Source organism: Pseudomonas sp. FDAARGOS_380 (assembly GCF_002591235.1).
GTDB classification, from domain to species: domain Bacteria; phylum Pseudomonadota; class Gammaproteobacteria; order Pseudomonadales; family Pseudomonadaceae; genus Aquipseudomonas; species Aquipseudomonas salmasensis.
Map to the genome: position 1 here is coordinate 1,964,161 of NZ_CP023969.1, position 26,408 is coordinate 1,990,568.

General features: G+C 60.0%; 17 protein-coding genes. 3 read left to right on the plus strand and 14 right to left on the minus strand.

What is annotated here, in order from left to right; genetic code table 11:
* Nucleotides 1-4: 4 nt before the first annotated feature.
* The 7 genes from CRN80_RS09195 to CRN80_RS09225 all read right to left on the minus strand — a co-directional run bounded on the left by CRN80_RS09195 (nucleotide 5) and on the right by CRN80_RS09225 (nucleotide 15,350).
* Nucleotides 5-4,615, minus strand: coding sequence for a dermonecrotic toxin domain-containing protein (locus CRN80_RS09195; protein ID WP_098950010.1), 4,611 nt, complete (start codon nucleotides 4,613-4,615; stop codon nucleotides 5-7).
* Nucleotides 4,616-4,792: 177 nt separating this feature from the next.
* Nucleotides 4,793-5,884, minus strand: coding sequence for a polyamine ABC transporter substrate-binding protein (locus CRN80_RS09200; protein WP_032894452.1), 1,092 nt, complete (start codon nucleotides 5,882-5,884; stop codon nucleotides 4,793-4,795).
* The gene (locus CRN80_RS09205) at nucleotides 5,881-6,915 is read right to left on the minus strand and encodes a histone deacetylase family protein (protein ID WP_098950011.1); all 1,035 of its coding nucleotides are present in this window, start codon (nucleotides 6,913-6,915) and stop codon (nucleotides 5,881-5,883) included. The genes CRN80_RS09200 and CRN80_RS09205 overlap by 4 nt, the downstream gene beginning before the upstream one ends.
* Nucleotides 6,916-7,042: 127 nt before the next feature.
* Entirely contained in the window at nucleotides 7,043-8,035 is a 993-nt protein-coding gene (locus tag CRN80_RS09210) for an AraC family transcriptional regulator (RefSeq protein ID WP_098950012.1), read from the minus strand.
* Between the two features lie 63 nt (nucleotides 8,036-8,098).
* Complete coding sequence (locus CRN80_RS09215) at nucleotides 8,099-12,736, minus strand: hypothetical protein (protein WP_098950013.1); 4,638 nt, start codon at nucleotides 12,734-12,736, stop codon at nucleotides 8,099-8,101.
* 114 nt (nucleotides 12,737-12,850) lie between these two features.
* Entirely contained in the window at nucleotides 12,851-13,828 is a 978-nt protein-coding gene (locus tag CRN80_RS09220) for an asparaginase (RefSeq protein WP_098950014.1), read from the minus strand.
* Nucleotides 13,829-13,904: 76 nt separating this feature from the next.
* Nucleotides 13,905-15,350, minus strand: coding sequence for a sodium:alanine symporter family protein (locus tag CRN80_RS09225; protein WP_003195697.1), 1,446 nt, complete (start codon nucleotides 15,348-15,350; stop codon nucleotides 13,905-13,907).
* A 636-nt stretch (nucleotides 15,351-15,986) separates the two neighbouring features.
* On the opposite strand from CRN80_RS09225, the gene CRN80_RS09230 reads away from it, so the two are divergent.
* From CRN80_RS09230 to CRN80_RS09240, 3 genes are all read left to right on the plus strand, one after another.
* Nucleotides 15,987-17,408 (plus strand): PAAR domain-containing protein, encoded by a 1,422-nt coding sequence (locus CRN80_RS09230; RefSeq protein ID WP_098950015.1) that lies wholly within the window; start codon nucleotides 15,987-15,989, stop codon nucleotides 17,406-17,408.
* Nucleotides 17,405-17,794 carry a hypothetical protein gene (locus CRN80_RS09235; RefSeq protein WP_098950016.1) on the plus strand — a complete coding sequence of 130 codons (390 nt, stop codon included), beginning with the start codon at nucleotides 17,405-17,407 and terminating at the stop codon, nucleotides 17,792-17,794. The genes CRN80_RS09230 and CRN80_RS09235 overlap by 4 nt, the downstream gene beginning before the upstream one ends.
* 540 nt (nucleotides 17,795-18,334) lie before the next feature.
* Complete coding sequence (locus CRN80_RS09240; RefSeq protein ID WP_032894468.1) at nucleotides 18,335-18,724, plus strand: hypothetical protein; 390 nt, start codon at nucleotides 18,335-18,337, stop codon at nucleotides 18,722-18,724.
* Nucleotides 18,725-18,850: 126 nt separating this feature from the next.
* Here the strand turns inward: CRN80_RS09240 and CRN80_RS09245 are convergent, their stop codons facing one another.
* From CRN80_RS09245 to CRN80_RS09275, 7 genes are all read right to left on the minus strand, one after another.
* Nucleotides 18,851-20,077, minus strand: a complete 1,227-nt coding sequence (locus tag CRN80_RS09245) for a hypothetical protein (RefSeq protein WP_098950017.1) — start codon at nucleotides 20,075-20,077, stop codon at nucleotides 18,851-18,853.
* 454 nt (nucleotides 20,078-20,531) lie between these two features.
* Nucleotides 20,532-21,491 (minus strand): PDR/VanB family oxidoreductase, encoded by a 960-nt coding sequence (locus CRN80_RS09250; protein ID WP_078804065.1) that lies wholly within the window; start codon nucleotides 21,489-21,491, stop codon nucleotides 20,532-20,534.
* Complete coding sequence (locus tag CRN80_RS09255; RefSeq protein ID WP_034134089.1) at nucleotides 21,488-22,522, minus strand: aromatic ring-hydroxylating dioxygenase subunit alpha; 1,035 nt, start codon at nucleotides 22,520-22,522, stop codon at nucleotides 21,488-21,490. Before CRN80_RS09255 ends, CRN80_RS09250 begins: the two co-directional genes overlap by 4 nt.
* Nucleotides 22,523-22,541: 19 nt before the next feature.
* Entirely contained in the window at nucleotides 22,542-22,769 is a 228-nt protein-coding gene (locus CRN80_RS09260) for a recombinase-like helix-turn-helix domain-containing protein (RefSeq protein WP_098950018.1), read from the minus strand.
* Nucleotides 22,770-22,786: 17 nt separating this feature from the next.
* Nucleotides 22,787-23,929, minus strand: a complete 1,143-nt coding sequence (locus tag CRN80_RS09265) for an FAD-dependent monooxygenase (protein ID WP_098950019.1) — start codon at nucleotides 23,927-23,929, stop codon at nucleotides 22,787-22,789.
* A gap of 13 nt (nucleotides 23,930-23,942) precedes the next feature.
* On the minus strand, nucleotides 23,943-24,908 hold the full coding sequence (locus tag CRN80_RS09270; protein ID WP_098950020.1) for a VOC family protein: 966 nt from the start codon (nucleotides 24,906-24,908) through the stop codon (nucleotides 23,943-23,945).
* Nucleotides 24,905-26,401 carry an aldehyde dehydrogenase gene (locus CRN80_RS09275; protein WP_098950021.1) on the minus strand — a complete coding sequence of 499 codons (1,497 nt, stop codon included), beginning with the start codon at nucleotides 26,399-26,401 and terminating at the stop codon, nucleotides 24,905-24,907. The genes CRN80_RS09270 and CRN80_RS09275 overlap by 4 nt, the downstream gene beginning before the upstream one ends.
* Between the last annotated feature and the right edge of the window lie 7 nt (nucleotides 26,402-26,408).

The window sequence follows — 26,408 nt, forward strand, 5'->3', positions numbered from 1 at the left end:
ACGTTCAGGTGTTGAAGAACAGCGACTTGGCCAGTGGCTTGCCGATTTTGCGGCGGTGAATCTCGATGATGTCCCAGTCATTAGGGCCAGTGCGTTGATGGGACCCCCCGAGCCCTTGTTGTTCGCGAGTCTTGAGGTGGTCTGCGGTGAAATCCTCAAGGGCGGCATCCTTCGTCCCATAGTGAAAGTGCGCGTACCACAACACCCTGCCGCTCTCTTTATCGCGAATCTCGTACTCATCCAGATAGCCCTTGTTGGGCCCTTTGAGTGCGCGGCGGCTCACGACCTTGACGATGCGGATCAAGCCTTGGCTATGCAGCCACTCCACGCGCTCGGCAGTGGGTGCTTGATGTTTGACCATCTCCAGGTAGGTTTTTTTGCCGAGCCGATAAAACCGTTGTGCCGCCTCGTTGAGCTTGCGGTTGGTCGAGGCGGCGGAAGTGTGATCGCTCTCGGTAAGGTTGCGGCGAGTCAGGGCCTCTTCAATGTTGTTGGATGCGCTTTCAAGCCTCCTGGCATAGGCATTGAACATGTCTTGAATGTCCTGCGGTGCGTGCCAGGGCTTCCTGGAGAACCCCTGGTTTTTGCGGATTTCAGTCTGTTCTCCATCCAGTAGCGTTTGCCCGGCGTTGATGCTGGTGTCCAGGTCAACGGAGGCCGGCGCAGGTGGCTGTGACGAGGTTGTTTGCCGTTTGACCCACACGCCGGGCGCCTTTTCATGGAACGTGGCGATCACTTTGCCGGTGACGCCGGCCTTGATGTCCACCAGGCTGCTGTCGGCTTCACGCGGTTCGCCCATCACCAGGCCGTGATGGCGTGTCTTGATGACTTTGCGCCGTGGCGGGGGCTCGGCCTTTGAGGTGCCGGGCTTGGGTTCCAGAGCTTTTTTCTGGCGCAGGAGGTAAGCCAGGTCGCGCACGGCCCGCTGGCTGAATTCGCCAATCTGCTGGCGTAGGCTTTCCAAGCGAGGCTTGAGCAGGTACCGCGGGTAATCGGCATGCAGGTCCAGCAGGCGCTGATCGGCGCTGGAAAATTGCTCAACCAGGCTGTCCAGGACGTCAATGCGTTCATCCAGCGACGTACCGTTACCGCGCTCCACGATCTCAACGAAACTTTCGACGTTGAGTTCGGCGGTATCGACGACCTGGCCCATTCGCTCGCGCAGTGTGGCTGGGATCTGGCTTTGCGCTTCGTCGATACACAGGTAGCGGCCCAAGCTGATATCCAGCGCCTTGAGTTCGATAAGCGTGAACGAGGGCAATGATTCCATGGTTTTACGAATGACGGCTGCGCCTTCATCTCCCAGCGCTTTGAGATCGCCGAAACGCTCGTTGATGAACGCCAGGCGCTCGATGATCCCCCGGTTCAGAGTGGACAGGTTTTGTGCGCTTTGTGCCTGGTCCTGATAGTTAATATCTGCCTCGGCTTCAAGGACGGGCGACGACGACAGCAGCGCCTCCTTGTAGCTCACCAGTTGCTGTTCCAAGGCAATCTGAGTCAATTGCACTTGTTGCTTCAGGTAGCCGCTCATGTTGCTCTGGTAGGTGGGCACCGCGTCGATGATGCTCAAGGACTTCAACTGGTTGATCGCTTCGTCGTATTCGACCAGCCGGCCATCGACTTTATCGAGGAACGCACTTCGCTGTTGGTCGGTGGAAGGGCCGGCAGCGGCGTCCAGCGCGGGCTTGGATTCAAGCACGTCCAGTTGTTTGCTGGCGGCGACCGCATCGAAAGCGTTGAGCGAAGTCTTGAGCGCCGAAATGCGCGCAGGCTGATCGACCTTGACTGCCCGTCGACGGTTTCGAAGGCCCCCACCGCGCAGTCGCAGCCGCACATCCACAAACCACTGGCCCGCCAGGTTGCCGATCAGCGGTGGGCCGGTGCGCGATGGGGTGTTCGGGTCGATGACGATGACGCTGTCATTGTCGTCGACCATCACCTCGAACCAACGCTTGCCCACCGGGGCATACCACTTGTCTGCAAGCGCATAGAGATTCAGGTGGCGACCGGGGGTTTTGTTCTGTTCGCCCAGTGCCTCAGGTTTGGTCACGCTGAAGCTGTCGAGTGTGCTGGCCAGGCCCAGGTGACTATGACTCAGGGCCCCGCTGATGTGCACCGGGCCTTGATGCTTGGCGGGTACTTGGCTGTCGGGAATATTGGCTTGTTGATCTGCGCTGAATGTTGCCTCGGGCACCGCAGGCTTATCTATCGTTTGGAGGGCGGTTGATTCGGATTCGGTCTCGACCTTGGGCGCCTCGAAATGCTCCAGTGCGCTAGGGTGGCGCAGAGCGATGTGCAGGGTCAGCGCCATGCCCAGGTTGAGGAATACGTCCACCAGCGCTGTCCAGGACGCGGGCGAGTCGTCCTTGTTCACCGCTTCCTCGGCGGCTTGCAGGTCGTCCATGATTTGCCAGATCCAGGCGGCGACGCCAAGGGTGCGGCCCATGAACGGCAATGCGGCATTGAATATCTGCCAGCCGGCATGTCGAAAGGTCGCCCAGCGCTTTTGCACGTTGGACACCGATTGGCGGGTTGCCAATTCGACCAGGGCATTGGCATTGGCCTTGAACAGCGTGGCCAGTGTGTCATTGCCCACTTCTTCATCGGTCAGCGTGATCGGGCCGCTCATGTACAGCACGGTCAGGGGCTCGACCAGCGCACGCACCACCGTCCAAGGCGACGGCAAGGTGTCGGGAAACACGTATTGGGCGTAATTGAACCGTTGTGCCTCGGGCAGCCAGGCCAAAACCGATTCGCGCAACGATCGTTCATGTTTGATGGCGTACAGCAGGTTTTGCCGCGACGCAAATTGCAGCAGCGCCGGTTCAAGCAGGGGCCGATAGAGCACGCAGGGGCCAGCGTCGGACTGTCGTGGGCCGATCACGAACATATTGGCGACCCCGTCTTGTTCATGCCCAGGGCGCAGGGTGGGCACGAACGCCAGGCAGCGGATGACGATAGGCTGCCCGTCCACCTGGCGCTCATGTTCCTCGGTACGCATCACCGCGGCGACATACCGGTAACCGCGTTCATCGATACCGCCCTGTTGGCGAATCTTCATCTGCAGGGCCAGCAGCGGCAATTGCACCTGCAAGTGGCTGGTGTAGAGCTGCTGTCGTCGGCTGGATTGCTGCGGGTCCTCGAGGAGTTTCTGTTTGACCAGGGCAGGGTAGTACTGGCCAATATCGATGTCTTCGATTACGTCTTTCAGGTAGCCGTAGGTCAGCCAGTCGGGTACGCCGTTGTCCTTGCCGTTGTAGTGCACCGTGGTATTGCCGGTGGGCAGGCCGGTGAGGTTCTCCAGGGCCAGGTCGATCAGGCTGCGACGGGTAATGTCCACGGCATCTGGGATGATAAAGGTGCCCCACAGGACCGGGCTCTCGATGACGATCTCGATCTTGTCCAGGTTCAGGTGCGCGTTCTTTTTCGGGGCACGGATGCGGCTTTGCAACTGGGTTCGCGCATAGTCACGAATGGCTGGAATGCCGTCCTGGAACGTCTCGCCTTGGTAGTGGGTGTGCAGGTGGGCCAGGTCGATCAGGTAGCGGCTGTAGGCGGCGGTATCGGAGTCTGATGCCGACGCCAGCCAGTTGGGAAGTTGTTGGTGAATGTCGCGGATACTCGACAATTGATGATCGCTCATCTCTTCAATGCTGGGCACGATGCTCACCACGCCGGGGGCACGGGGCTGTTCCCGCACATCCGTCTCGCCGAAACTGGCAATCACCTGTATTTGCAGCGAAATCAGGATGCAGGCCAGGGCATCGAAGAAGTTGCCGTCGGGTTCATACAGGCGCCATTGCAAGGTGGTGTTTCGTTCTGGAGCACTCAGCCTGGCGGGCAACGAGGCACCGAACGCGGCCAATGATTCGAACGTTTCATACCCACTGACCAATGAGTAAGTGAGGACCATCTGGCGCTTCTGGTACTGGCCCACTAACACGGTGATGTCCAGAAAGTTCACGTGGGTGGATTGACCCTCTGCCAGGATATCCACATCAACCAGGTAGGCATGACTGTTGTAAGGGTCTTTGCGTGAACGCTTGGCCCGGTCGGGTTCCTGAAACACCGTGCGCGCCATGGCGCATTCGTGTTCATCCAAGCCTTGCTCTTCGGTGAGGTTCCATACTTTGCGCAGGGCGTTGGAGAAGGACTGCCAACGAGGGCCGGCGGCGCCGTTGGACGCGTTCCAGAAGTCCAATTGCTGTTCTTGGAACGCAGTGAACAACAGGCCGGACAGCTCGTTGATCAGGCGTGCGATGGCGTCGATTTTCGCGGCCAGGTGGACAGGTGCCGCAGCATTGGGCTGCAGCGTCAGGAAGTGTTGGCCGTCAATGTAGGTGACTCTGTCGTTGGACAGCGCCTGACGCGCGAGCACCGACGTGAGCGATTCGACAAGCGCTGGGGCGCGTTCGACAGCCTCGCCGATCACCTCCCATTGAGGGCTGACCACCACCGCCAGGTCGGGGTCGATATTCAGCGTGGGATACAGCTCTTTGAGTGCCGAGCGCAGTGTGGTGGCGGCCACTTCACGGGTGGTGGGGCCAGTGGTCAGTTGGGTGAGCAGTTCATAGGTCGTCGGTGGGCGGTGGTTATTGGCGATGTCATTGGGCATGCGCAGCTCCTCTGCATTCGATGGCCCGGACGGGCTTCAGGAATGGGCAAGGTAGCGAGCGCCATGGCGGTGAGGGCGGTAGATACGTCGAGGCGCAGCTGCTCAGTGCTGCAAGGGTGGCGAGGGCGCAAGCGGCCCTCGTTTTAAAGAAAAACGTCCAATCAGAGAACCGGTGCGTTACTTCCCGGATTTGATCTTGGTCCAGGCCCGCGTCCTGGCGCGTTCGGCTTTGCTGTCCAGGGGCTTGAGGGTGTAGAGCGTGGCCATGGCCGCGTCGGTCGGGTACAGGTTGGGGTTGTTGCGAATGGCCGGGTCGACCAAACCGCTGGCGTCCTTGTTGGGGTTGGGGTAACCGACAAAGTCGCTGATCGGCGCGATGACGTTGGGTTGCAGCAGGTAGTTGATAAAGGTGTAGGCATCGCCCGGGTTTTTAGCGCCTTTGGGAATGGCGAGCATGTCGAACCAGATCGGCGCGCCTTCCTTGGGCAGGCGCATGTCCACGGTCACGCCATTCTTGGCTTCCTTGGCGCGGTTGGCGGCCTGGGAAAAACTGCCGGAGTAGCCCACCGCCACGCAGATATCGCCGTTGGCGATGTCGGCCATGTATTTGGAGGAATGAAAGTAGGTGACGTACGGGCGGATCTTCATCAACAGCGCTTCGGCCTTGTCGTAGTCCTTGGGGTTGCTGCTGTTGGGGTCCAGGCCCAGGTGCTGCAAGGCCAGGGGCAGGATTTCCGAGGGCGAGTCCAGCAGGGCGACGCCGCATTGCTTGAGCTTGCTGATGTTCTCTTCCTTGAAGATCAGGTCCCAACTGTCCACGGGCGCGTTGTCGCCCAGGGCGGCCTTGACTTTGGCGGGGTTGAAGCCGATCAGGATGGTGCCGTACATGTAGGGCACGGCGTACTGGTTGCCGGGGTCGTTGGCTTCGATCAGCTTCATCAGCTTGGGATCAAGGTGGTTCCAGTTGGGCAGTTGGCTGCGGTCCATCGGCTGGAACACGCCGGCCTCGATCTGCTTGGCCAGGAACACGTTCGAAGGCACCACCACGTCATAGCCGGAGTTGCCGGTGAGCAACTTGGCTTCCAGCGCTTCGTTGGTGTCGAAAATGTCGTACACCAGCTTGATCGACGGGTGCTGGGCCTTGAAGTCTTCCAGCGCCTTGGGCGTGATGTAGTCGAACCAGTTGTAGACCTTCAGGGTTTTTTCTTCGGCCTGGGCTGCGCCGCTGACAACCACGGCGCACAGGGCGAGCGACTTGAGCATGTTCATTGGGCTGCTTCCTCGAAACCTTCCAGCACGTTGACGGCATTGATGCCGATTTCTTCCACCGCGTAGCCGCCTTCCATCACGAACAGCGTGGGTTTGCCCAGGCGGGCAATGCGTGCGCCCATGGCCAGGTAGTCCGGGCTGTCGAGCTTGAACTGCGAGATAGGGTCGTCCTTGAAAGTGTCCACGCCCAAGGACACCACGATGATGTCGGCGGCGTAGCGCTCGATCTCGGCGCAGGCCTGTTCCAGCGCGGCGCTCCAGGCCTGCCAGCCGGAGCGTGCTGGCAACGGATAATTGAAGTTGAAACCAACCCCTTCGCCCTCGCCATGCTCATCGTCATAGCCGAGGAAGAACGGAAACTCCGCCTCCGGATGGCCGTGAATCGAGGTGAACAGCACGTCGTTGCGCGCGTAAAAAATCGACTGCGTGCCGTTGCCGTGGTGGTAGTCCACGTCGAGGATCGCGACCTTTTTACAGCCCTGGTCAAGGAATGCCTGGGCTGCGATGGCCGCGTTGTTGAGGTAGCAATAACCGCCCATCAAATCGCTGGCGGCATGATGCCCCGGTGGGCGGCACAGGGCGAAGGCACTGTGGGCGCCTTGCGCGATGGCGGCCTGGGCCGTGAGGGCCACTTGCGCCGCACTGTAAGCCGCTTGCCAAGTGCCTGCGGTGATTGGCGCGCCACCGTCGAAACTGTAATAGCCCAACTGGCCGTGCAGGCTGGTGGGCAGCACGCGGCGCAACGTGCGCGCCGGCCAGGTGTAGGGCAACAGGTCGCCGTCCTGGCCGTATTCGGTCCAGCGCTGCCAGGCGTCTTTGAAGAAGTCGAGGTAGTCGCGGCTGTGGATACGTTGCAGCGGCGCCAGGCCGAAATCCTGCGGCGCCTGCACCGGCCCCAGCTCCCGCTCTTTGACGCGTTGCAGTACATGGTCGGCGCGCGAGGGCATTTCGAAGCAGGGCATCAGTTGCCCGTCCATCAGCTCACAGCGGCCATGGTGCAAATGATGATCGTCCGAGTAGATCGTCAGCATGTTGTTGTTCTCCAAAGGCTCAGGGGTATGCCATGCAGTGTTGCCAGACGCCGGGGTTTGGAGAACGGCAGGAGCGGCCAAAAGGGGATCGATATGGCCAATGTGTTTGTCCGCTATTCGCCCCTTGCTAGGGCCTGAACTGACTCGGCGCCACACCGCTCCAGCGCACGAACGCATGCCTGAAGCTGGCGGTCTCGCTGAAGCCCAGTTGTTCGGCGATGCGGTAGATCGGCAGTTCATCCTCCCCCAGTAACTGCTTGGCGCGTTCGAAGCGTAGCTCGTCGAGCAACTCCTGATAGCTGCACCCCAGATCATGCAAATGCCGGCGCAGGGTGCGTGCCGAACAGTTCATTTGCCCTGCCAGTCCATCCAGGCCCGGAGCGGCATTCAATTGCGCGGCCAGTAACAAGCGCACGCGCCCCAGCCAGGCCTGGCGACCGGTGAACTCGGCGTTCTGCCGACGGCAGCGCTCCACCATGGCGCAGTGGGTGACGGCATCGGCCAGCGGCAGGGGCTGGTCGAGCCACTCACGGTCGAAGGCAAAGGCGTTAGTGGCGGCGCCAAATTGCAGCGGGCAGTCGAAGCGTTCGGCGTAGCGTGCTCGATAGTCGGGCGCTGGGTATTCAAAGCGTGCGCCGAGCAATGGCAGCGGCTGGCCGAGCAGGTCGTCGCAGATGACTTTCAGCGAGAGCAGGCAGAACTCCACATTGAAGGCGCCCAGGGCTGGGTCTTCGCGATAGTCGCTGGCGCGGAACCAGACGCGCTGGTCGTCCTCTTCCAGGCTCAGTTCAAAAAGTGTTCCCAACAGCGCCGGGTAGCGCAGGGCCAGGCGCAAAGCGTCACCGAAGGTGGCACTGGTGAGCAGTGCATAACCGAGCATGCCGTAGGACGACACATGCATGCGCCGGCCCAGTTCCAGGCCGATGTCCCGACGCAATGCCACGGCGTTGGCGCATACGCGCATTTCCTGATGAGTGGTAATACGCGTGTCGGCGCGGCTCAGGTCGGCACTGGCGATGCCACTGCCAGCCAGCAGGGTCTGGCTGGGTATGCCGTCGGGCTTGAACGTCTCCAGAATCAGCGAGACCGCATTGAGGGTGGTCAGGTGTGAATGCAGCATGATCGAGTCCAGCCTGGGTTTGTCAGGCTGGAGCAAGTTATGTGCCGTTGGGCGAGCGCGCCGTCAATAGACCTCTGGCGGGAAAAACAAGCGCTGGGCTTGGGTCAGGTTGATGGAACTGCGGTAGTAGTCGAGCTGTTGCTCTGCGGTTAAGCCGGTGAGCGTGTCAGCTACCTCTTTGAGCTGTTGTTCTGCTGGGGTTTTGAGTCGTGCGTAGAGAAATCTATTGAGTGAAGCGTGGGCGCTCGAGTATTGGAAATGCGCATACCAGAGAGGTTTGCTGGTAGACAGATCAATGACCGCATACTCATCTTGATAGCTCCAAGTGGCGCCCTTGAGGGGCTGGCGGGTCATGATCTTTTTGATCGCAATTTCGCGGTGGTTAATGAGCCAATCGACATGGGCAATGGTCGGAGGCTGTCGCTTGATGAGCTTGGCCACGGTTTCAGTGGCCCGTTCGTAAAGTGCTTTTGTGGCGGCTTTGAGTCTTCTGCGCAGGTCTGCGCTGGACTGCTTGGTTTGCGCCGTGACTTTGGCTTTGATCAATGCCTCGTCGATATCTTGCTTGCTGCGTTCGAGCAACCAGGCGTGCTGGTGAAACATGTGCTCGATGCCGATGGCTGTGCGCGTGGGATCGTCGGCTTGTTGGCTGGCGCGTTCTTGAAACTTCGGCAATTGGGCGAGTAATTTTTCGCCCGCGGTGGTGGCGTCGTGGAGCGTGAGCGCTGTAGATGTGGCCTGTGCCGGGGACGTTTCGATGTGCTCGACCCACATGCCAGGGGTCTTCTCATGAAAGGTAGCCAGGACCTGGCCGGTTATCGGGGACTTGATATCAACGAACTTTGATACGGTCCCTATCGGGTCCAAGCGGGGTTCGCCAATCAGCACGCCGTTGTAGCGTGTCTGGATAAACCTCTTCAGCGGCCTGGGCGGCGTAGGAGGAGGGGTGGGCTTGATGCGCTTCAGGTTCTGTTCCTCGTGCAGCGGGACAAGTGCCGCCTTGGCGCGATTGGCGAACCCTTGCAGCGATTGGCTCAGGCGTTTCAAGGGTTGGGCCTGGATCTGCTCGGAGAACTCTTGAGAAAGGTCCTGCAAGCGTTCATCGATGAACTTGAATTGCTCCACCAGGTTGCTCAAGGCGTCAATACGCTCGTCTAGGCGATATTCGCTTCGCTCATCCAGGGTGTCACGCAGGGTCTGTACTGCAACGTCGGCGCTGTCGAGCGTGTCGTTGAGCAACTCCCAGGCCTGGGGTTCGGTGGTGAGGGATTCAGGGGCCAGGCACAAGTGACGGGCCAACGTCACCTGCAGGGCCCTGAGATCGTCGCTCGTATAGCTGGGCAGTTTGCGCTGGCGCTCTCTGATCACGTCGAATCCGGCCGGGCCGAATTTGCGCAGCTCGGTGAAGCGTGATTGAGCGTAATCCAGGCGCTTGATCATGCTGTCGCTCATCTCGACGACCTGTTGGTGGTCGGCTATATCGCTGGTATGAGGTGACGGTGCATGGGTTGGGAGCTGGTCCAGGACGGGCGAGAGTTTTGGCGCAAAGGTGATGAGCTCTTCGTTTACCCCCGCTTCATTGAGTTCCAGTTGAGCCTGTAGGTAACCAATGGCTTTTATCTGGAATTCAGGCTCCGAGGTGAAGACGGCCATGGTCAGCAAGTGTTGGCGTGCTTTTTCGTAGTCTTCTGATTGGCGATTGAGCGTGTCCAGGTAGGCCTGGCGTTTGGCTTGGGCACTGGTACTGGGGGCCTCGTCCATTGCTTTGCGGGTTTCTTGCAGTAGGTTCTGCTGGTTTTTTTTTGCGGTTTCAAACGCTTTCAATTTCCTGCGCGATGCGTCGGCTTCGCTGATTGCCAGGTCCTTGGCGGTATTTTTCAACCGATCGGTACTGGATTTACGCAGGCGTATCCGATGATCGACGGACCATTGACCCTGGGCGTTGTGAACCAGCATGGGCCCGATGCGGTGGGTCTGGTTGGGGTCAATGACAACGATGTTTTTATCATCGTCCACTTTCACCATGAACCAGTTTTTGCCGACGGGAGCGTAGTGCTGCTCACCCAACTGATACAGGTATTGGTCAGCAGCCGGCTGGTCTATCACGGAGCCGAGGTCATCGGGTTTTTCTATTTTAAAGCCTTCAAGCATCGAGGTTTCCAGCGCTGGCGTGCGGTTGATTGCGCCGCTCGTGTTCAGCGCGATCTCGTGATCGGGAGGCGGTGCCAGAGAGGTGCGCTCAGGCAGTTGCTCGACGGTGAAGCTTATCGTGCTGGAGGGGCCTGGCGTTTCAGGCGCAAGCTCGGTCGTCTTGACCTTGGTGGGCTCGATCTTGGCCGGTTCGAACTTAGGTCTGCTGCGCTGGGCGCTGTGCAAGGTGATCGCCATGCCCAGGTTAAGCAGCACGTCGGTCAGCGCCGACCATTGTGCGGGTTTATCGCCTTCCTCATGGGCCTGGGCAAAGGTATCCAGTTGTTCGACGATTTGCCAGATCCATGCGCTAGTGCTTGCCACGCGCCCCATAAAGGGCAGGGCCGCGTTGAAGAGCACCCAACCGGCTTGCTTCAACGTGTCCCAGCGGCGTTCGGCATTCGATACCGACTGGCGGTCCGCCAGTTCAACCAGCGCATTGGCATTGCTATCGAACAGTGTCTTGAACCTATCCCCATTGAGCACCTCCTCACCAAGATTCACGGGGCCGCTATAGGTCCATAGATCGCTGGGGTTGACCAGAAACTCGGCGACAAGCCATGGCGAAGGCCAATGACTGGTAAAGACATAATTGGTGTAGTGGTGACGCACCGAGTCCGGTAGCCAGGTAACCACCGAGTCTCGCAAAGTGCGCGACTGGCTGATGGCATACAGTAAGTTCGCCGGTGATGGATATTGCAGCAACGCGGGTTCAAACAACGGGCGGTACAGCACGCAAGGGCCGTCTTGCGCATTTTCTGGGCCGATGATGTACATGTTGGTGACATCATCGTTGCTGTTGATGAGCCGGCGCTTGGGGTTGAAGCTCAGGCGTCGTATCACGATGGCTTTGCCGTCGACGTATTGGTCGCCGCTTTCGTCCTGCATCACAGCTACGACGTAGCGGTAGCCGCGCTCGTCAATCCCGCCAATGCGGCGGATCTTGTGCTGCAAGGCCAACATCGGCAGCTGGACTCGCAGGTGATCGCGGTACAGTTTTTTGCGACGTGAGGCCTCAGCCGAGTCATCCAGCAGTTTGCTGCGGATCAGTTTTGGGTAGGTGGCACCGATATTACAGCGGCTGATCAGTGTCTCAAGGTAAGCCACGGTGATCTGATTCGGTATGGAGTGGCCGACGTCGCTCAGCAACGTTTTATTACCGGTGGGCAGTGCAATCAGGTTTTGCAGGGCCAGTTCGGCAAGGCTGAACGTGGTGGTTTCGTACTGCCCTGGCACGGTGAAAAGGCCCCACACCACCAGGCTCTTGACCTGGATTTTCAGCTTGTCGAGCTTCAGGTGTTGCAGGGTCGGGTGGTCCTTGAGCAGCTCGGTTTTCAACTGGTCCAAGGCGAATTGATGAATGCTGGGAATACCGTCCTCATAGGTCTTGCCGGCATTCAGGCTATTGAGCGCGGCCAAGTCCTTGAGGTGGCGTGCATAGAGTGATTGATCGCTGGCAGAGGCATCGGTCAGCCAGTCTGGCAGCAGGGTTTGATACCAGCCCGGCCCCGGGCCCTTGGCAACCGATTTTTCGGCAGGCGTCGGGAGTGTGAGCAGGGGTGACTGTTGGGTGCTGGGCTGTTTGCCATCACTGGTTTTGAGACCTTCCACGGTCTCAAGCTGCAGGGCGATCAGCTTGCAGGCTGCGTGTTCGAAAAAATCGCCGTCGGGTTCATAAAGGCGCCACTCCAGGCGATCAAAGGCCTCGGGTTGCTCCAGGTGATCCTTCAACGAATCGCCTAGCTGTTGGTAGGTGTCGTATTTCTCGTATCCCTTGAAGGGTGAGTAACAGAGGATCAGCGTTTTGTCTTCGAGTTTGCCCTCCAGCACGGTCATGAACACTTGGTCGGTGTGCTGCGTCTTGGAACCTTTGACCAGGTCGGCATCAATCAGGTAAGCGCGGCTGCTATAACGATTTTTGTCTTGGCGAGCGGAGCGGGTGGGTGCATGGAACAGCGTGCGGGCCATCGTGCAGTCTTCGTCGGTCCAGGCATCGACGTGTTGCACATTCCAGGCTCCGCGCAGGCTCTGGGCGAGTGTTTGCCAGCGAGGACCGTTGCCGTTGCTTTGGTTCCAGAACGTTACCAGCTGTTCCTGAAAGGCCCGGTAGACCACCGGCGCCAGGGTGTTGATCAGGTTGGCGACTTCGACAATACGCACGGGCAAATGAAGCGGGGGGTCGGTTACCGGCTTCAGGGTCAGGAAGTGATTGCCCTCGACGCACAGCGTCGGCACTTTGAGGATGGCCTGCCGGGCCAGGATGCTGCTCAGGGTTTCATAATGTGTTGGCCCTGACACGATCTGGTCATCGATGAGCTCCCAGGTGGAAGTGCCCATCAGTGTCATGGCCGGGTCGATGTCCAGGTCGGGGTATTTCTCCAGCAAAGACTGGCGCAGCAGTTCGCGAGCCGCTTCCCGGAACGAAGGTCCGACGGACAGTTGGGTGGCCAGCTTGTGTGTTTCAGTGTCTGGAGGCGTTTGCTGCGAGGGTGTGGAACTGGAGGTCGTCATGCGGGCATCCCTGTCTTGCCGATCAATGGAAAAGCCGAGCGTAGGCTCGGGTTTTCCATGTTAGGTATCGGCAAGCAGGGAATTGCAGTGCTTATGTAGGGCTGTCTTAAGCGTTCAAGCTGGCTGGGTATGCAGGTCCAGCTCTACCAGGCGCCGCACTTGCTCCACGGTAAGGCCGGCACCGAGCAAGGCGTGCAACTTGCCGAACGCGGCTTCGCGGGTCATCCCACCGCCGGACAACACGCCGGCGCCCCGCAAGCGGCTGCCGGCCTCGTAGACATCCAGCTCCACACCGCCTTCATGGCACTGAGTGATGGCGACCACCACCACCCCTTGATCCTGCGCACGCTGCAAGCTGGCGAGGAATTGCGGGTTATCGCTCGGCCCGGTGCCGCTGCCGAAGCACTCCAGCACCAAGCCCTGAATGCCGCTGCCGATGATTGCGTCCAGCTGTGCAGCCTCGAAACCGGGTATCAGCGGCAGTACGCCGACGTTCGCCAAGGCTTTGGGCTGGCGGTAATCCAGCGCTGCCGGCAGGGTGTGGGCACGGGCGAAGTCGTCCTGGCGTTGCAAGGCTGCGAACGGGTTGCGCCCAAAGCTGCGAATCTTCGCGCAGCGGGTCGGCGCCATCAACGCGCCGTGGAAGTACAGGTGCACACCCGGCTTCAACCCCTCGCCCAAAGCCGTCAACGCACCGCTGACGTTTTCCCAGGCATCGCTGTCGGGCACACCGGCTGGCAGCATCGAGCCGGTGAACACCACCGGCACCGGCAGGCCCAGCAGTTGGAAGCTCATGGCCGCTGCGCTGTAGGCCAGGGTGTCGGTGCCGTGCAGGATCAGCACGGCGTCGCAACCGGCATCTACCGCCTCGACCACGGCGCTGCGCAGGCGTTGCCAGTAGGCAGGGTTCATGTTGGCGCTGTCGATCAGTGGTGACATTTCCTGAAAGCGCCACGCGGGCAGGTCTGCGTCGGCAAACTGTTCACGCATGCGCACTTCAAAACCAGACGCGGGCGCCAGGCCGTTGGCGCTGGCCTGCATGCCAATGGTGCCGCCGGTATAGAGCACCATCACGTTATTAGCTGATTGCATCGAAAATCTCCTGAACGAAAAACGCCGCCGGGCCCAGAGCATGCCCAAGGCCGGGCGGCGTGTCATCTAGCTGTGATTAACGTTGCGCTTGAGCGCTCAGTTCTGCTGCCGGGGCCGTTTCGGTTTTCACCGGGTTAGCCGGCCAGGCTTTGCGGTCTAGGTCCAGGTCGGGGAACTGGCTGGAATCGAACACCGGGGTCTTGATGCCCGCCGCGCGCTGGTTGTCGTAGTCGTTGAGGATGCGCATGGCAATCTTGAACAGGAACGCCAGGGCGAACAGGTTGACGAACGCGAGCATGGTCATGGTGATGTCGGCGAAGGCGAACACCGTGCTCAGGTTCTCGATGGAACCCCAGAAAATCAGCACCAGCACCAGGGCGCGATAACCCATCAGCACCTTGCGGTTGTTGCCCACCAGAAAGCGCAGGTTGCTCTCGCCCAGGTAGTAGTTGTACATGATCGAGGTGAACACGAACAACGCTAGGGCCACGGAGATGAACATGCGGCCCCAGTCACCCACTACCGCCGCCAGGGAATTCTGGGTCAGGGCAATGCCGTCGCCTTCAAAGCCTGGGGTGTAGAAACCGGACAGCAGGATCAGCAACGCCGTGCAGGTGCAGATCACGAACGTATCGAGGAACACACTGAACGCTTGCACCACGCCCTGGGCGATCGGGTGTTCTACCGACGCCACTGCCGCCACGTTAGGCGCACTGCCCAGGCCTGCTTCGTTGGCGAACACGCCGCGCTTCACGCCCATGATGATCGCGCTGCCCACCAGGCCACCGAAGGCTTGGTCGAGGCCGAAGGCGCTCTTGACGATGGTCGCGAGCATGGCCGGTACGTGGTCGAATTGCAGCACGATTACGTACAGGGTCACGGCGATGTAGACCAGGGTCTTGACCGGCACCAGCAGGTCGGCGATCGAGGCGATACGCTTGATCCCGCCGATGAACACCAGGCCCAGCAACACCGCCAGGGCAAGGCCGGTGTAGGTGGTGTCGAGGCCAAAAGCGTTGTTCAGCGAGTGGGTGACAGCGTGGGCTTGCAGGCCGTTGAAGGCAAAGCCGAAGGTCACCAGCAGCAGGAACGCCATGACCATCCCCAGCCAGCGCTTGTGCAGGCCGTGCTGGATGTAATACGCCGGGCCGCCACGGTAGGTGCCTTCAGCGTCGGTGCGCTTGTACAACTGGCCGAGGGAGCACTCGATAAAGCTCGACGACATGCCCACCAGCGCGGTGACCCACATCCAGAACACGGCACCCGGGCCACCCAACGTCACGGCAATGCCGACACCGGCGATGTTACCGGCACCCACGCGGCCCGCCAGGCTGAGCATCAGCGCCTGGAACGAGCTGAGTTGACCGGCGCTGCTCTTGAGGCTGTCTTTAAACACCGAGAACATGTGGAAAAAGTGACGCAATTGCACGAAACGCGAGCGGATCGTGAAATAACCGCCGAGCCCGACTATGAGCACGATCAGTACTTTCCCTGAGAGGAAGTCGTTGATGACTTCGAGCATGGAGTGTTCCTCGCTGATTTTTCTAATGGCAAACGCAGGACGGTCCGACGCATCGCTCGGCACCAGGCAGTGCACGACGCTCGATCCCCATCCTTTTGCGGGTGTTGTTATTCATGCGCTTTCGCGGTGTACCCGGGCCTCGTTACCGACGGCCGCAGACGCGAAGAGGGGCGGCACTATACCTAGGTGCGCGCCAGCCGTCTGCAAGGGGCGTAATTGACCGAGGAACGGTCAATCGGAAAAATCGCGCTGGGGCCGATAAATAGCTTACCTGTGGCGAGGGAGCTCGCTCCCGTTGGACTGCGCAGCAGTCCCATTTTCCGGGGCCGCTTCGCGTCCCAGCGCAAGCTTGCTCCCTCGCCACAACAGCCATTTGACGACTGTGCCTGGAAACGTTGGTGGCAACGAGTAATACGCGCCCGGTGCACGGCATCGGGCGTCGCAACCCATCAGATTTATACGACAAAACTCACGGAATCGTCCGACTTTACCCTAAGTAAATCCCTCTCCAGAGTTTGGCTTGCTACGTGACTTTTCCTTACTCGTTTACCTCGATTAAAAGGCGCCACGCGTCAGTTTTCTTATCGAGACGAGCAGGAAAGCACGGCTAAAAAAACACGGATAAGAGGCGAAAAAATGAGCGTAGGTCATTTCATCTGTCAAGGTGACAAAACCAGTTGCGGCGGGGAAGTGCTGGGCGTAGATCAAACAACCCACATGAATGGCCGTCTTCGTGCCTGCGAAGGTGACCCAGTTACCTGCGGCAAGGATGGGCAAACGTACAAGATCATCGGCGGCATTTCCTTCATGGAGAGCAATGGCCGGCTTGCTGCCGGTACGGTGGATAGTTACAGCGGCTGTCCCTGTAAAGCCGAGCTGATTCCTTTGGCGTTATTCGGCGAGTACCACGGCAGAGGTGGCTCGGTCGTAAGCGCCAACAGACTGGCCGCTGAGCCGGTCCAGCCAGTAACCCACTGGGCAGCGTCCTCTCAACGCACCTCCACCTCGCCAAGTGAGTCGCCCCAATCCGCATTTGCCGCATTTAAAGCGCTAATAGGCGAAGAACCAGGTTTTTACATCGTGCCCAAAAGCATGAGCCGCGAGGCGCTGGAAGCCACACTTTTTCCGACGCTCTACCCGGCTGTAATGCGCAAGTTTCAATCGCTGAATCCCAACACAGGCCACGTCAAAGCTGGTTCGATGATCGTGCTCAGCGATCCGAAAAACACCTCCTGCACGTATGAAGAAGCTCAGTTGATGCAGGCCGCGCAACACGTCAGCGCATCACTGGACGAACTGACGCCGGACGAGGCTGACTTTCTGTATCGCCACGGTGCAGAGATCGCCGGTTTCATCGGCCAAACCTCAACCTGGCTCGGCGTCAGTGCGGTGGTGATGGAAAAGCACTTGAGCAACCTGCGCGACACGCTGCAGGCGATGGAGCGCCTGCATCAAGACAGCTATCGGCAGCACGGGCATCTTAGGTCAGCGCAGTTCTTTGCTGATCGCCAACGGTTGATGAACCAGTTGGATGCTCATCTGCTCAACTCCACCCGCCTGCGCGGGCAGACCACCTTGGGCGATCACCCCAAGTTGAAAACGGCCCTGGGTATATCCAGTCGCAGCTTGGTGCATCACTGGGACAAGGCGGGTGGGCCGGGGCAGATTCCGGGGTATGCGGCTCATGTGGAGGCGACGAGTCGGGCTACCAAGTATATGAAGGCAGGTGGTTACATCGGTATTGGTCTTGGCGGAGTGTCTTCGTTGCTGGCTATTGATCAGGTGTGTAAGGCTGATTCTGGAGCGGCTTGCAGGAAGGTCAAGTTTACTGAGGGAGGAAAATTCATCAGTTCAACGTTCATTGGCGCTTTCAGTGGGGCGGCGGCTGCGTCTGCCAGCGGTTCGATCTGCTTGGCGATTGGCGTAGCCACCGGAGGTATTGGGGGCGTTGTCTGTGTAGCAGCTGTAGTAGGGGGTAGTACATGGGCCGGTACGACAGTCGGTGGATTGGGGGGCGAATACATGGGCGAGTTAATTTACGAGGTTACTCAGCCATGACCAGTATCGATACCTGGCCAACGTGGGTTGCGCTGATTTTTGTTGGAGGTCCAACTCTGCTGGCCATCGTCGGCCTTTCATACAGCTTGTACATGACCCACCACCATCTGGAGGCTATAAAAGAGGCCCTGAAAAACAGCCGTTACATTTACCTTTGGGGGCCGAGCCTAGGGAAGCGTGGCTTGATTTGGTCCCTCTACGAGATGGCAAAGATCGCCGGAATGATAGTGTGGCCCAAGGCAGCGATCATTAACGGAGAACTGGATCCTGTCGATCTGAAAAACTTCCCGCCTCAGCTAAAACGCCGTCTGATTATCCTAACGACAATGTTGTTCACTGGTGTGGCTTGGGCGGTAATGGCTGCGGTGCTGATAAAGCTCAGATAGGTCAACAGCCAACTGTTTCAAACTGACAGCCCCCTAACGGTCAACAGCCAGCCAGTGTTCAACGGGATAAAGTCACAGTCCAGGGGGGGCTGTAGCAATGCTCATCCCCACTGGCGTTGTCTCCCCTGAGGCCCCAGCGAGAGCAAGTTCCCTGGCCACCGATGGCGCTCGCCTTTGATTGACGAGGTACCAGCCGACTCCAGCCTTGAGTAACCACGCGCCCAAAAAAATTGGCCGCTGGTGGGTGACATCAGGTGCCTGCTGTCGTCATTGAAATCGCAGATTTATACGACTAAGAACACGGAATCGTCTGACTTTACCCTAAGTAAATCCCTCTCCAAAGTTTGGCTTGCCACTGACTTTTCCTGACTCGTTTACCTCGATTAGAACGCGCCACGCGTCAGTTTTCTTATCGAGATGAGCAGGAAATCAGGGCAAAAAACCATGGGTAAGAGGCAAGAAAATGAGCGTAGGTCATTTCATCTGTCAGGGTGGAGGGGGCGAGTATTTGGGAGATAAAATTTATGAGGTTTCTCAACCATGACCAGTATCGACACTTGGTCACCTTGGGTTGCGATATTTGTGACTGGGGGGCCAATTATTCTTGGGGTTGTGAGCACTGCATACACCCTTTACCTGAGCCACCGTCACTTGGATGCCATGAAGGAAGCCCTGAAGAATAGCCGCTACATTTATCTATGGGGGCCAAGTTTGGGGAGACGGGGCGTGATTTGGTCTCTTTTGGAAATAGCGAAAATCGCAGGAATGGTCACATGGTCAAAAGCGTATATCCGAACTGGAGATGTAAACCCTGTTGATCTTGAAAACTTTCCGCCCTACCTGAAACGTCTTTTGTTCATTGATGCAGCGATGAAAATCGTTGGTTTTAGCTGGATTATTATCGTGGGCGTATTGCTGAAACTGAAGTAGTGGGTGATTGATAATGAGGCCGCCCCCTGTGGGAGCGGGCTTGCTCGCGAATGTGCCATATCAACCACTGCATGCGTTGACTGACCCACCGCCTTCGCGAGCAAGCCCGCACACAGGGGGTCGATGTCAGAAGTAGTAGCCGATGTTGACGTTGGTGCGGTAATACCAGTCGTTGCTGCCCACCGAATTGGTGCTGGTAAAGCCGCTGCCATTCTCCGCACCACCATAGGGGTTGGCGTTACGCGCCCACGTGAGATCGACCCAGGCCATCACCGGCATCGCCAGGAACTGCGCGCCCACGGTGAACATCTGCGAGTCGTCCCAGGCGCTTTTGTCTTTCATCATTCGGCTGTAATCGCTGTACAGCTTGATCTTCTTCAATTGCCCCAGCCGTGGCGTGTGGATGTCGTAGCCGACGTTGAGCGAGGCCAGGCTGGCCTTGGAGGCGATCAGGTACGCAGGCGTCAGGCCATTGCCGCCCATCAGCACCGAGTCGTTGCTCACGCCGCTCGGGTTTTCGGGGTCGTATTCGTAGCGGATGGCTTGGGTGGTGACGGTCCACAGGCCCTTGCTGATGATGGCGTGCACGCCGGCGGCCCAGTAGTCGCCATTGTCTTTGGTAGTGGCGTTGTACAGTTGGGCGGTGGCGAGCGAGGCGCCGACTTCGGTCTTCCAGCCATCGTTGTTGAAGGTGCGCGCCACGCGGGCGTTGAATTGGTTGCGCTTCTCGTTGTCCTGGCGCGACTGGGTGAAGGCAATCGCGTTGTCATTCAAGTCGGCGTAACGCCCCACTTCCGGTGAGTAACGCAGGTCGCTGGGCAGCATGCGTGGGAAATAGCCGAGCTGCACGTCCCAGTCCTGGTCCTTGTAGCTGTATTTAAGGCCGGTGCCGGCACTCACCGCGTAGCCCATGAAAAACGGCAGGTGGTAGCTCCAGCCAAATTGCGGATAAGGCTCCAGGCCGAAGGGTTTGAACGGTGCCCCCAGTTGCAGGTTGGCGTTGGCATTGAGCCGGTAGCCCACAAACCCGCGGTCAATGGAACGCTTGCCGTCATCCTGGAACCAGTAGCCGACATCGCTGTAGAGGCTCTTGTAGGTGGCCTGCACATCCAGGCGGAACGTATCGAACAGAAACCGGCCGTTATTCTCGGTGGTGTCCCAATGCTCGTCGCGATAGTTGGTGCGCAGCGCCCCGCCGATGTCCAGGCTGCTGTCGCCGCTATCGCTGCGCCAGGAGATATGCGGGAAAGGTTTGTTGGCGGCGTTGGCCCGCACCGGCTCGGAGGGAATGGGTTCTGCGGCGAAACTGCTGAAACTGGCAAACATCAAACCTGCACACAAGACGCGCTTCATAGAGACCTCTCTACCGGGTGATCGGCAACACTCGTCCGCTTGCCTTTAAAGGCAACTAAGGAGGGAGCGGGTCTTACCGGGTTTAAGTGTTGGTTATTATTGTTTTATCGGCGAAACGCCGTTTAATCAGTGAATGCACAGGAGTAGAGCAGGAAGTGTGCCAGGCAGGCTGTTAGTTTGTTTTTTATAAAAAACATTATCAAAAACAGTTGTTTATATGGGAAACAAAGCTGTTTGTATAACCCGTGAAACAACCCGCAAGTGCGGTAACAAAGTTGCCCGTGATAGGTGCGTATTTATTGCACGCTGCCTATGAAACGGGCACTTTGCGGGTGATCCTGTAGGAGCGAGCTTGCTCGCGAAAAACGTTAACGATACTGCGTGCACCCTTGAATAACGCGGTGCCTGAAAGTTCTTCGCGAGCAAGCTCGCTCCTACAAGGGGTGGGGGGGGGTTAGAGGTCGAGCACCAACCGTCGGCTCTTGCAGCCAGAAACGCACACCATCATCGATTTGTTCGCCGCCCGCTCGGCCTTGGTCAGCACCCCGTCGCGGTGGTCGATTTCGCCTTCCACCACCCGTGTCTCACAGGAGCCACACACGCCTTCGCGGCAGCTGTGATCAATGTCGCAGCCCGCTTCCAACAACACATCCAGCAAACTCAAGCCAGGTTCCACCGCCAGGGTTTTGCCGGACCTTTTCAGCTCAACGCTATAGCTGCTCTGGGCGTCTTCGCTGGGCGGCAGTTCGGCGGCGGCAAAGCGCTCGATGTGGGCATGGGGATAACCCAGGCGCTCACAGGTACTTTCGAAAGCGTCGAGCATCGGCGTCGGGCCGCAGCAGTACAGATGGGTATCGGCAGGTTGGCCGGCGAGGTAGGCGGCAAGATCAGGCGGCACGCCTTTTTCGTCGTTGAAGTGGTAGGTCACCCGCGCATCGAGCCCGCTCAAGGCTTCCACCAGCGCTGCCTCCTGGCGTGAGCGGGCGCAGTAGATCAGCTCGGCGGATTTTCCCAGCGCCAGCAACTGGCGGAACATGCAGTAGATCGGCGTGATCCCGATGCCACCGGCCACCAGCACACTGTGGCTGGCGCTCAGGTCCAGTTCGAAGTTGTTGCGCGGCGGCGAGATCGACAGCGGCATGCCGACCCGCAACTGGCTGTGTACATACTCCGACCCGCCACGGCTGTTGCGGTCACGCAGGATACCCACCACATAACGCCCACGGTCGCTGGGCGAGTTGAGCAGCGAATAACTGCGCACCAGGCCGTTGGCCAGGTGCAGGTCGATGTGCGAGCCGGCGTCGAACGGCGCGAATACGGTATCGCCCAAAGGCCGCAGTTCGACGCTGATGATGCCTTCGGCTTCATAGCGCAGGGTGTGGACGCGGGCGTTGAGGAGCGCGGCTTTATTCATGGCAATTGTTTCGCGTCGATCAACTCGAGCTGGGCCTTGGCGGCGTTCTTCAGGTAGCGCCGCAGCCGCACTACGCCCAGGTCGTGCTGGTAGAGGTTTTCACGTTGATTGGCATCCGGCTCCATGAATTCCAGCAGCACCCGGTCTTGTTCCAGCACCGCCCAATGCCGCGCTTCCAGACGGTTCTTGTACAAGAAGCGCCAAGTGTCACGCTGCCAGCCGGTCAGCGGGCGGCAGCGCCAGTGGAACGCGGCGGCCAGCGAACGACTGCTGGGGGTGTAGCTGCCGATGATGGTGAAGTTGCCGCCGGGGCCGCCGGTTTTCGGATAGGGGATTTCCAGGCGCAACCAGTGGCAGCCGTTGTCCACGAACTCGGTCCAGTCGAAGTTCACGCCGCGCTGGCCTTCCTTCTCGAAGAAAAAGCCGGTGTCGGTGTCGCGGGTGACGAACTTGGCGGTGGCTTCGCCTTCGCTCATCGAGTGCGACATCTTGTGCAGGTAGGTGCCGTGCATCGGGTCCATGACGTTGTCGATCACGTAGCGATAGTCGCCTTTCCACTCGGTGTAGCAGACGAAGCTGCTCCACTCGGGCGAGGTCAATTGTTCGGGCAGCACCAGCTGCGGCGCAACGTCCAGGTGCGGGTCGGTGGCGTTGAACAAGAAGATCGCGCCTGCGGCTTCGCGGGTGTGGAACATACGCGTGGGCCGGCTGCCTTCGAGCTTGCAGCCGGGGCTGCCGGGTACTTTGGTGACGGTGCCGTCGCAGCGCACTTCAACGCCGTGATACGGGCACTGCAGGCGATCGCCCAGCACCGGCCCTTGGGACAGCGGGGCGCCGCGATGGGGGCAATGGTCTTCCAGCGCGTGAACGCTGCCATCGTTGTCGCGCCACAGGGCGATCTTGTAGCCCAGGCGTCGTATCGACAGCGGCTTCTCACCCAAAAGGTCCGACGGCAATACCGGGAACCAGAGGTCTTTGAGGCCATTGGCCAGATGCTGTTCAACAGGGTCGACGGTCAGTTGCATGTTCATTTTTTTTCCTTCTGCCGGGTCATTCGCCCAGCCGGGCCATCAGGGTTTTGTAGGCATCTTCGGTCCACTCGCCGCTGGTCAGCGGGCACGGCGGGCCGGCCAGGTTCAAGTGCGCGAGCAGGGCCGCAAGCTCGGTCACGCCACTGCCGAACGCGCGCTCGATGGAGTCGCCCAGCAACTCTTCGAACTGGTTGTTGGGCCGTTTACGCGCCTGATGGGGTTGCAGGTAGGGTTCGTGAGTACTCATGGTGTTGACCTCCGTATTCAGGCTGCGTGAGTTGTCGAGACGCCCCAGGCGTCGTAGCCGTAGACCCAATCGGCGTTACCGCCGTCCTTGAGCCACTGGTTGCCCCGCGAGCCGATCTGGATCTGGCTGGTACGCTCAAGACGCGCTTGCTGGTAAGCCTGCAAGGCACCGGCCACCGAGGCCTGGCTGTCGAGGTCTTGCAGGTAGCGCGCGAGCACCACCGCATCTTCGATGGCCTGGCCGGCACCCTGGGCCATGAACGGCATCATTGGGTGGCAGGCATCGCCCAGCAGGGTGATCGCGCCCTTGGACCAGAACGGCAGCGGGTCACGCTCATACAGCGCGGTCTTGAGCACATCGGTGCAGGCATCGAGCAGGGCGCGGGCGTCCGGGTGGAACGCCTGGTAGTGGCTGCGCAGCTCATCGGCATCGCCGGCGCTGGTCCACGACTCTTCGTGCCAGCTGTCCTGGGCGGTGGTGGCGAAGATGAAGATGTCTTTGCCCTGGTTCAGCGGGAAGGTGACGATCTGGCTTTGCGGGTTCGGCCCCCACCATTTGGTGAACGCCTGGATGTTCGGCACATGCGCCACCTGCTCGGCCGGCACCACCGCGCGATACGCCACCACGCCGGTAAAGCGCGGATGCTCTTCGCCAAACAGCGCGTTGCGCACCACCGAATGGATACCGTCGGCGCCAATCAACACGTCACAGCGGTGCTGGCTACCATCCTTGAAGTGCAAGGTAATGCCGTCGTCCGCCTGTGCGACCCGTTCGGCACGTTTGGCGAACTGCACGTTGCCCAGTGGGAACACCTCGGCCAGGGCCGCGAGCAGGTCGGCGCGGTGGATGGTCAATTGCGGCGCGCCGTATTTCTGTTCGGCGGCGTCGGACATTTCCAGGCGCGAAGTCTCCTCGCCGGTGTCCCACATGCGGCTGATGCGGTGAGTGGGGCGGGCGGCCGGGATGCGCACGGCGGGGCCAATACCCAGGCCATCCAGCGCACGGACCGCGTTGGGGGTGAGGTTGATATCGGCACCGACGCGCAAAAAGGCCTTGGACTGTTCGAACACGGTGACCTGGTGACCGGCGCGATGCAGGGCGATGGCGGCGGTCAGGCCGCCGATACCGGCACCGGCGATAGCAATATTCAGGGAAGGCATGGGCGACTCCTGCTCAAGGTTTGGGTTTGTCGGTGAGGAACTTGCCTTGCGGCGCCTCCACGTGTTGCTGGCGCCGGGTGTTGCCGTCGATACCGCCAGCAATGGCCCATTCAGCGAACACTGTGGGGCCGGGCTCAAAGGTGCGTGGCTGCCATTCGCCGGTCAGTTGGTCTTCATCGGCGTAGTACTCCACCAGCGCGCCCGCCGGGTTCTTGAAGTACCAGAAAAACGCCGAAGACACCGGGTGGCGGCCCGGCCCGATCTCGGTCGGCCAGCCGCTGCGGGACACATGCATGCCACCACCAAACACCTCATGAACATCGCGCACGGTAAACGCCACGTGGTTCAGCCCGGCCCGTGGCGCCGGCAGTTGCAGCATGAACAGGTCGTGATGGCCACCTTCTTCGGCGGTGCGCAAGAAGGCCCCGCGGTCGGGGTAACGGTCCGAGGCCTGGAAGCCGAAACGCTCGTGATAGAAGGCTTCGCAGGCGTTTACGTCCTTGACGAAAAACACCACATGGCCGACCTCAATCGGTGTGGCGCGTTCATAGATCGGCGCGGCCTTGTTGATCCGGCCCTTGGTCTGCCAGGTGTTGTGGCCGCTGCATTCAATCTCCAGTTCACGCTTGCGCGTGATTTGCAGGCGGATCGCCAGACCATTGGGGTCGGTGCAGCCGATGCGCCCGTCGCGTTCGATAAACCCGGGGTCATTGGCGATGCGTTGGCTGTACAGCGCCAGGTCCGCGGTGCTGGCCACGCCCCAGACCACTTCGCGCACCGTGGAGCCGGCTTCGATGGCCGGTGGCAGGCCCGGCTTGTTCAGGTCGGCAAGCACTACGCGGCAGCCGTTGAGGGTCTCGAATACCACTTCATCCGGTTGCGCGCTGACTTGCGTCAGGCCCCAGTCGCTGAAAAAACGCACACAGGTGTCCAGGTCCTCGACGCCATAGGTGACTTCATCAATCCCTAACACGCTCATTGCGCTACCTCTCGTGGCACACCGGCCCAGGCCAGTGGCTGTTCGTTCATGCCCCAGTAGAGGCTCTTTTGTTCCATGTACTGCAGGATGCCCAGGCGACCTTTTTCGCGGCCCAGGCCGCTGTCGCGCCAGCCGCCAAACGGCGTGGAGATCGAGAACTGCTTGTAGGTGTTGATCCACACCGTACCGGCCTGCAAACGCCGGCCCAGGGCCCAGGCGCGCTTGTAGTCACGGGTCCAGATGCCAGCGGCGAGGGCGTAGACGCTGTCGTTGGCCTGCTCCAGCAGTTGGGCTTCGTCGTCGAACGGCATGGCGACCAATACCGGCCCGAAGATTTCCTCTTGGCACACTTGCTGGTGATTGCTCAGACCCTCGAGGATGGTCGGCGGGTAGAAGTAACCCTGGTCATACAGTTCACCGCTGGGGCGCTGCCCACCCAGGCGCAGGCGCCCACCTTCGGCCAGGCCGAGGGCGACGTAACGTTCCACGGACTCGCGATGGCTGGCGCTGATCAACGGCCCCATCTGTGTGCGTTCGTCGGCCGGGTCACCCACCCGCAGGTTCGCGGCAGCGGCGACCAGGCGCTGCATGAAGGGCTCGTACAAGGCGCGGGCGATGAACAACCGTGAGCCGGCGATGCAGGCTTCGCCCGACGAACTGAAGATGCCGTACAGCACCCCGGCCACCGCATGCTCAAGGTCGGCGTCATCGAGGACGATGGTCGGCGACTTGCCGCCCAGCTCCAGGGACACCGGCATCATCTTGTCGGCGGCAATATGGGCGATGTGCTTGCCGGTGCGGGTACCACCGGTAAACGACACGCGCTTGACCAGCGGGTGGCGGGTCAGCGCATCCCCCAGCAACGAACCCTTGCCCGGTAGCACGCTGATCAAGCCCTTGGGCAAGCCGGCTTCTTCACACAGACGCGCCAGGCGCAGGGCCAGCAGCGGGGTGATTTCCGCAGGCTTGATCACCACCGCATTGCCGGCTGCCAGTGCCGGCGCAACCTTCTGCGCCTCGCTGGCAATCGGTGAGTTCCACGGGGTGATCGCGGCGACCACGCCCATAGGTTCATACACGCTCATGCTGATGAAATCACCGCGTGACGGGGTGATGGTTTCTTCCAGTGTTTCGCAGGCTGCGGCGAAAAACTGAAAGGTGCCCGCCGCACTGGCTACCAAGGCGCGGGTTTCGTTGATTGGCTTGCCGTTGTCCTGGCGTTGCAGCTGCGCCAGCTCTTCGCTGTGCACGCGGATCAGCTCGGCGATGCGGTACAACACACCGGCGCGCTCATGGGGTTTGCGCTGGGCCCAGCCACTGTGCAGGAACGCCTGGTGCGCGCCCTGGATGGCCTCTTCCACATCCTGCAGGTCGGCGGCATTGAGCCAGGCCACGGCTTCGCCGGTGGCCGGGTAGCGGCTGGCGTAGCGCTCGCCACGGCCTGTGCGCCACTGGCCGGCGATGCAGATGGGTAACGTCTGTTCGGTGTTCATCGACGGC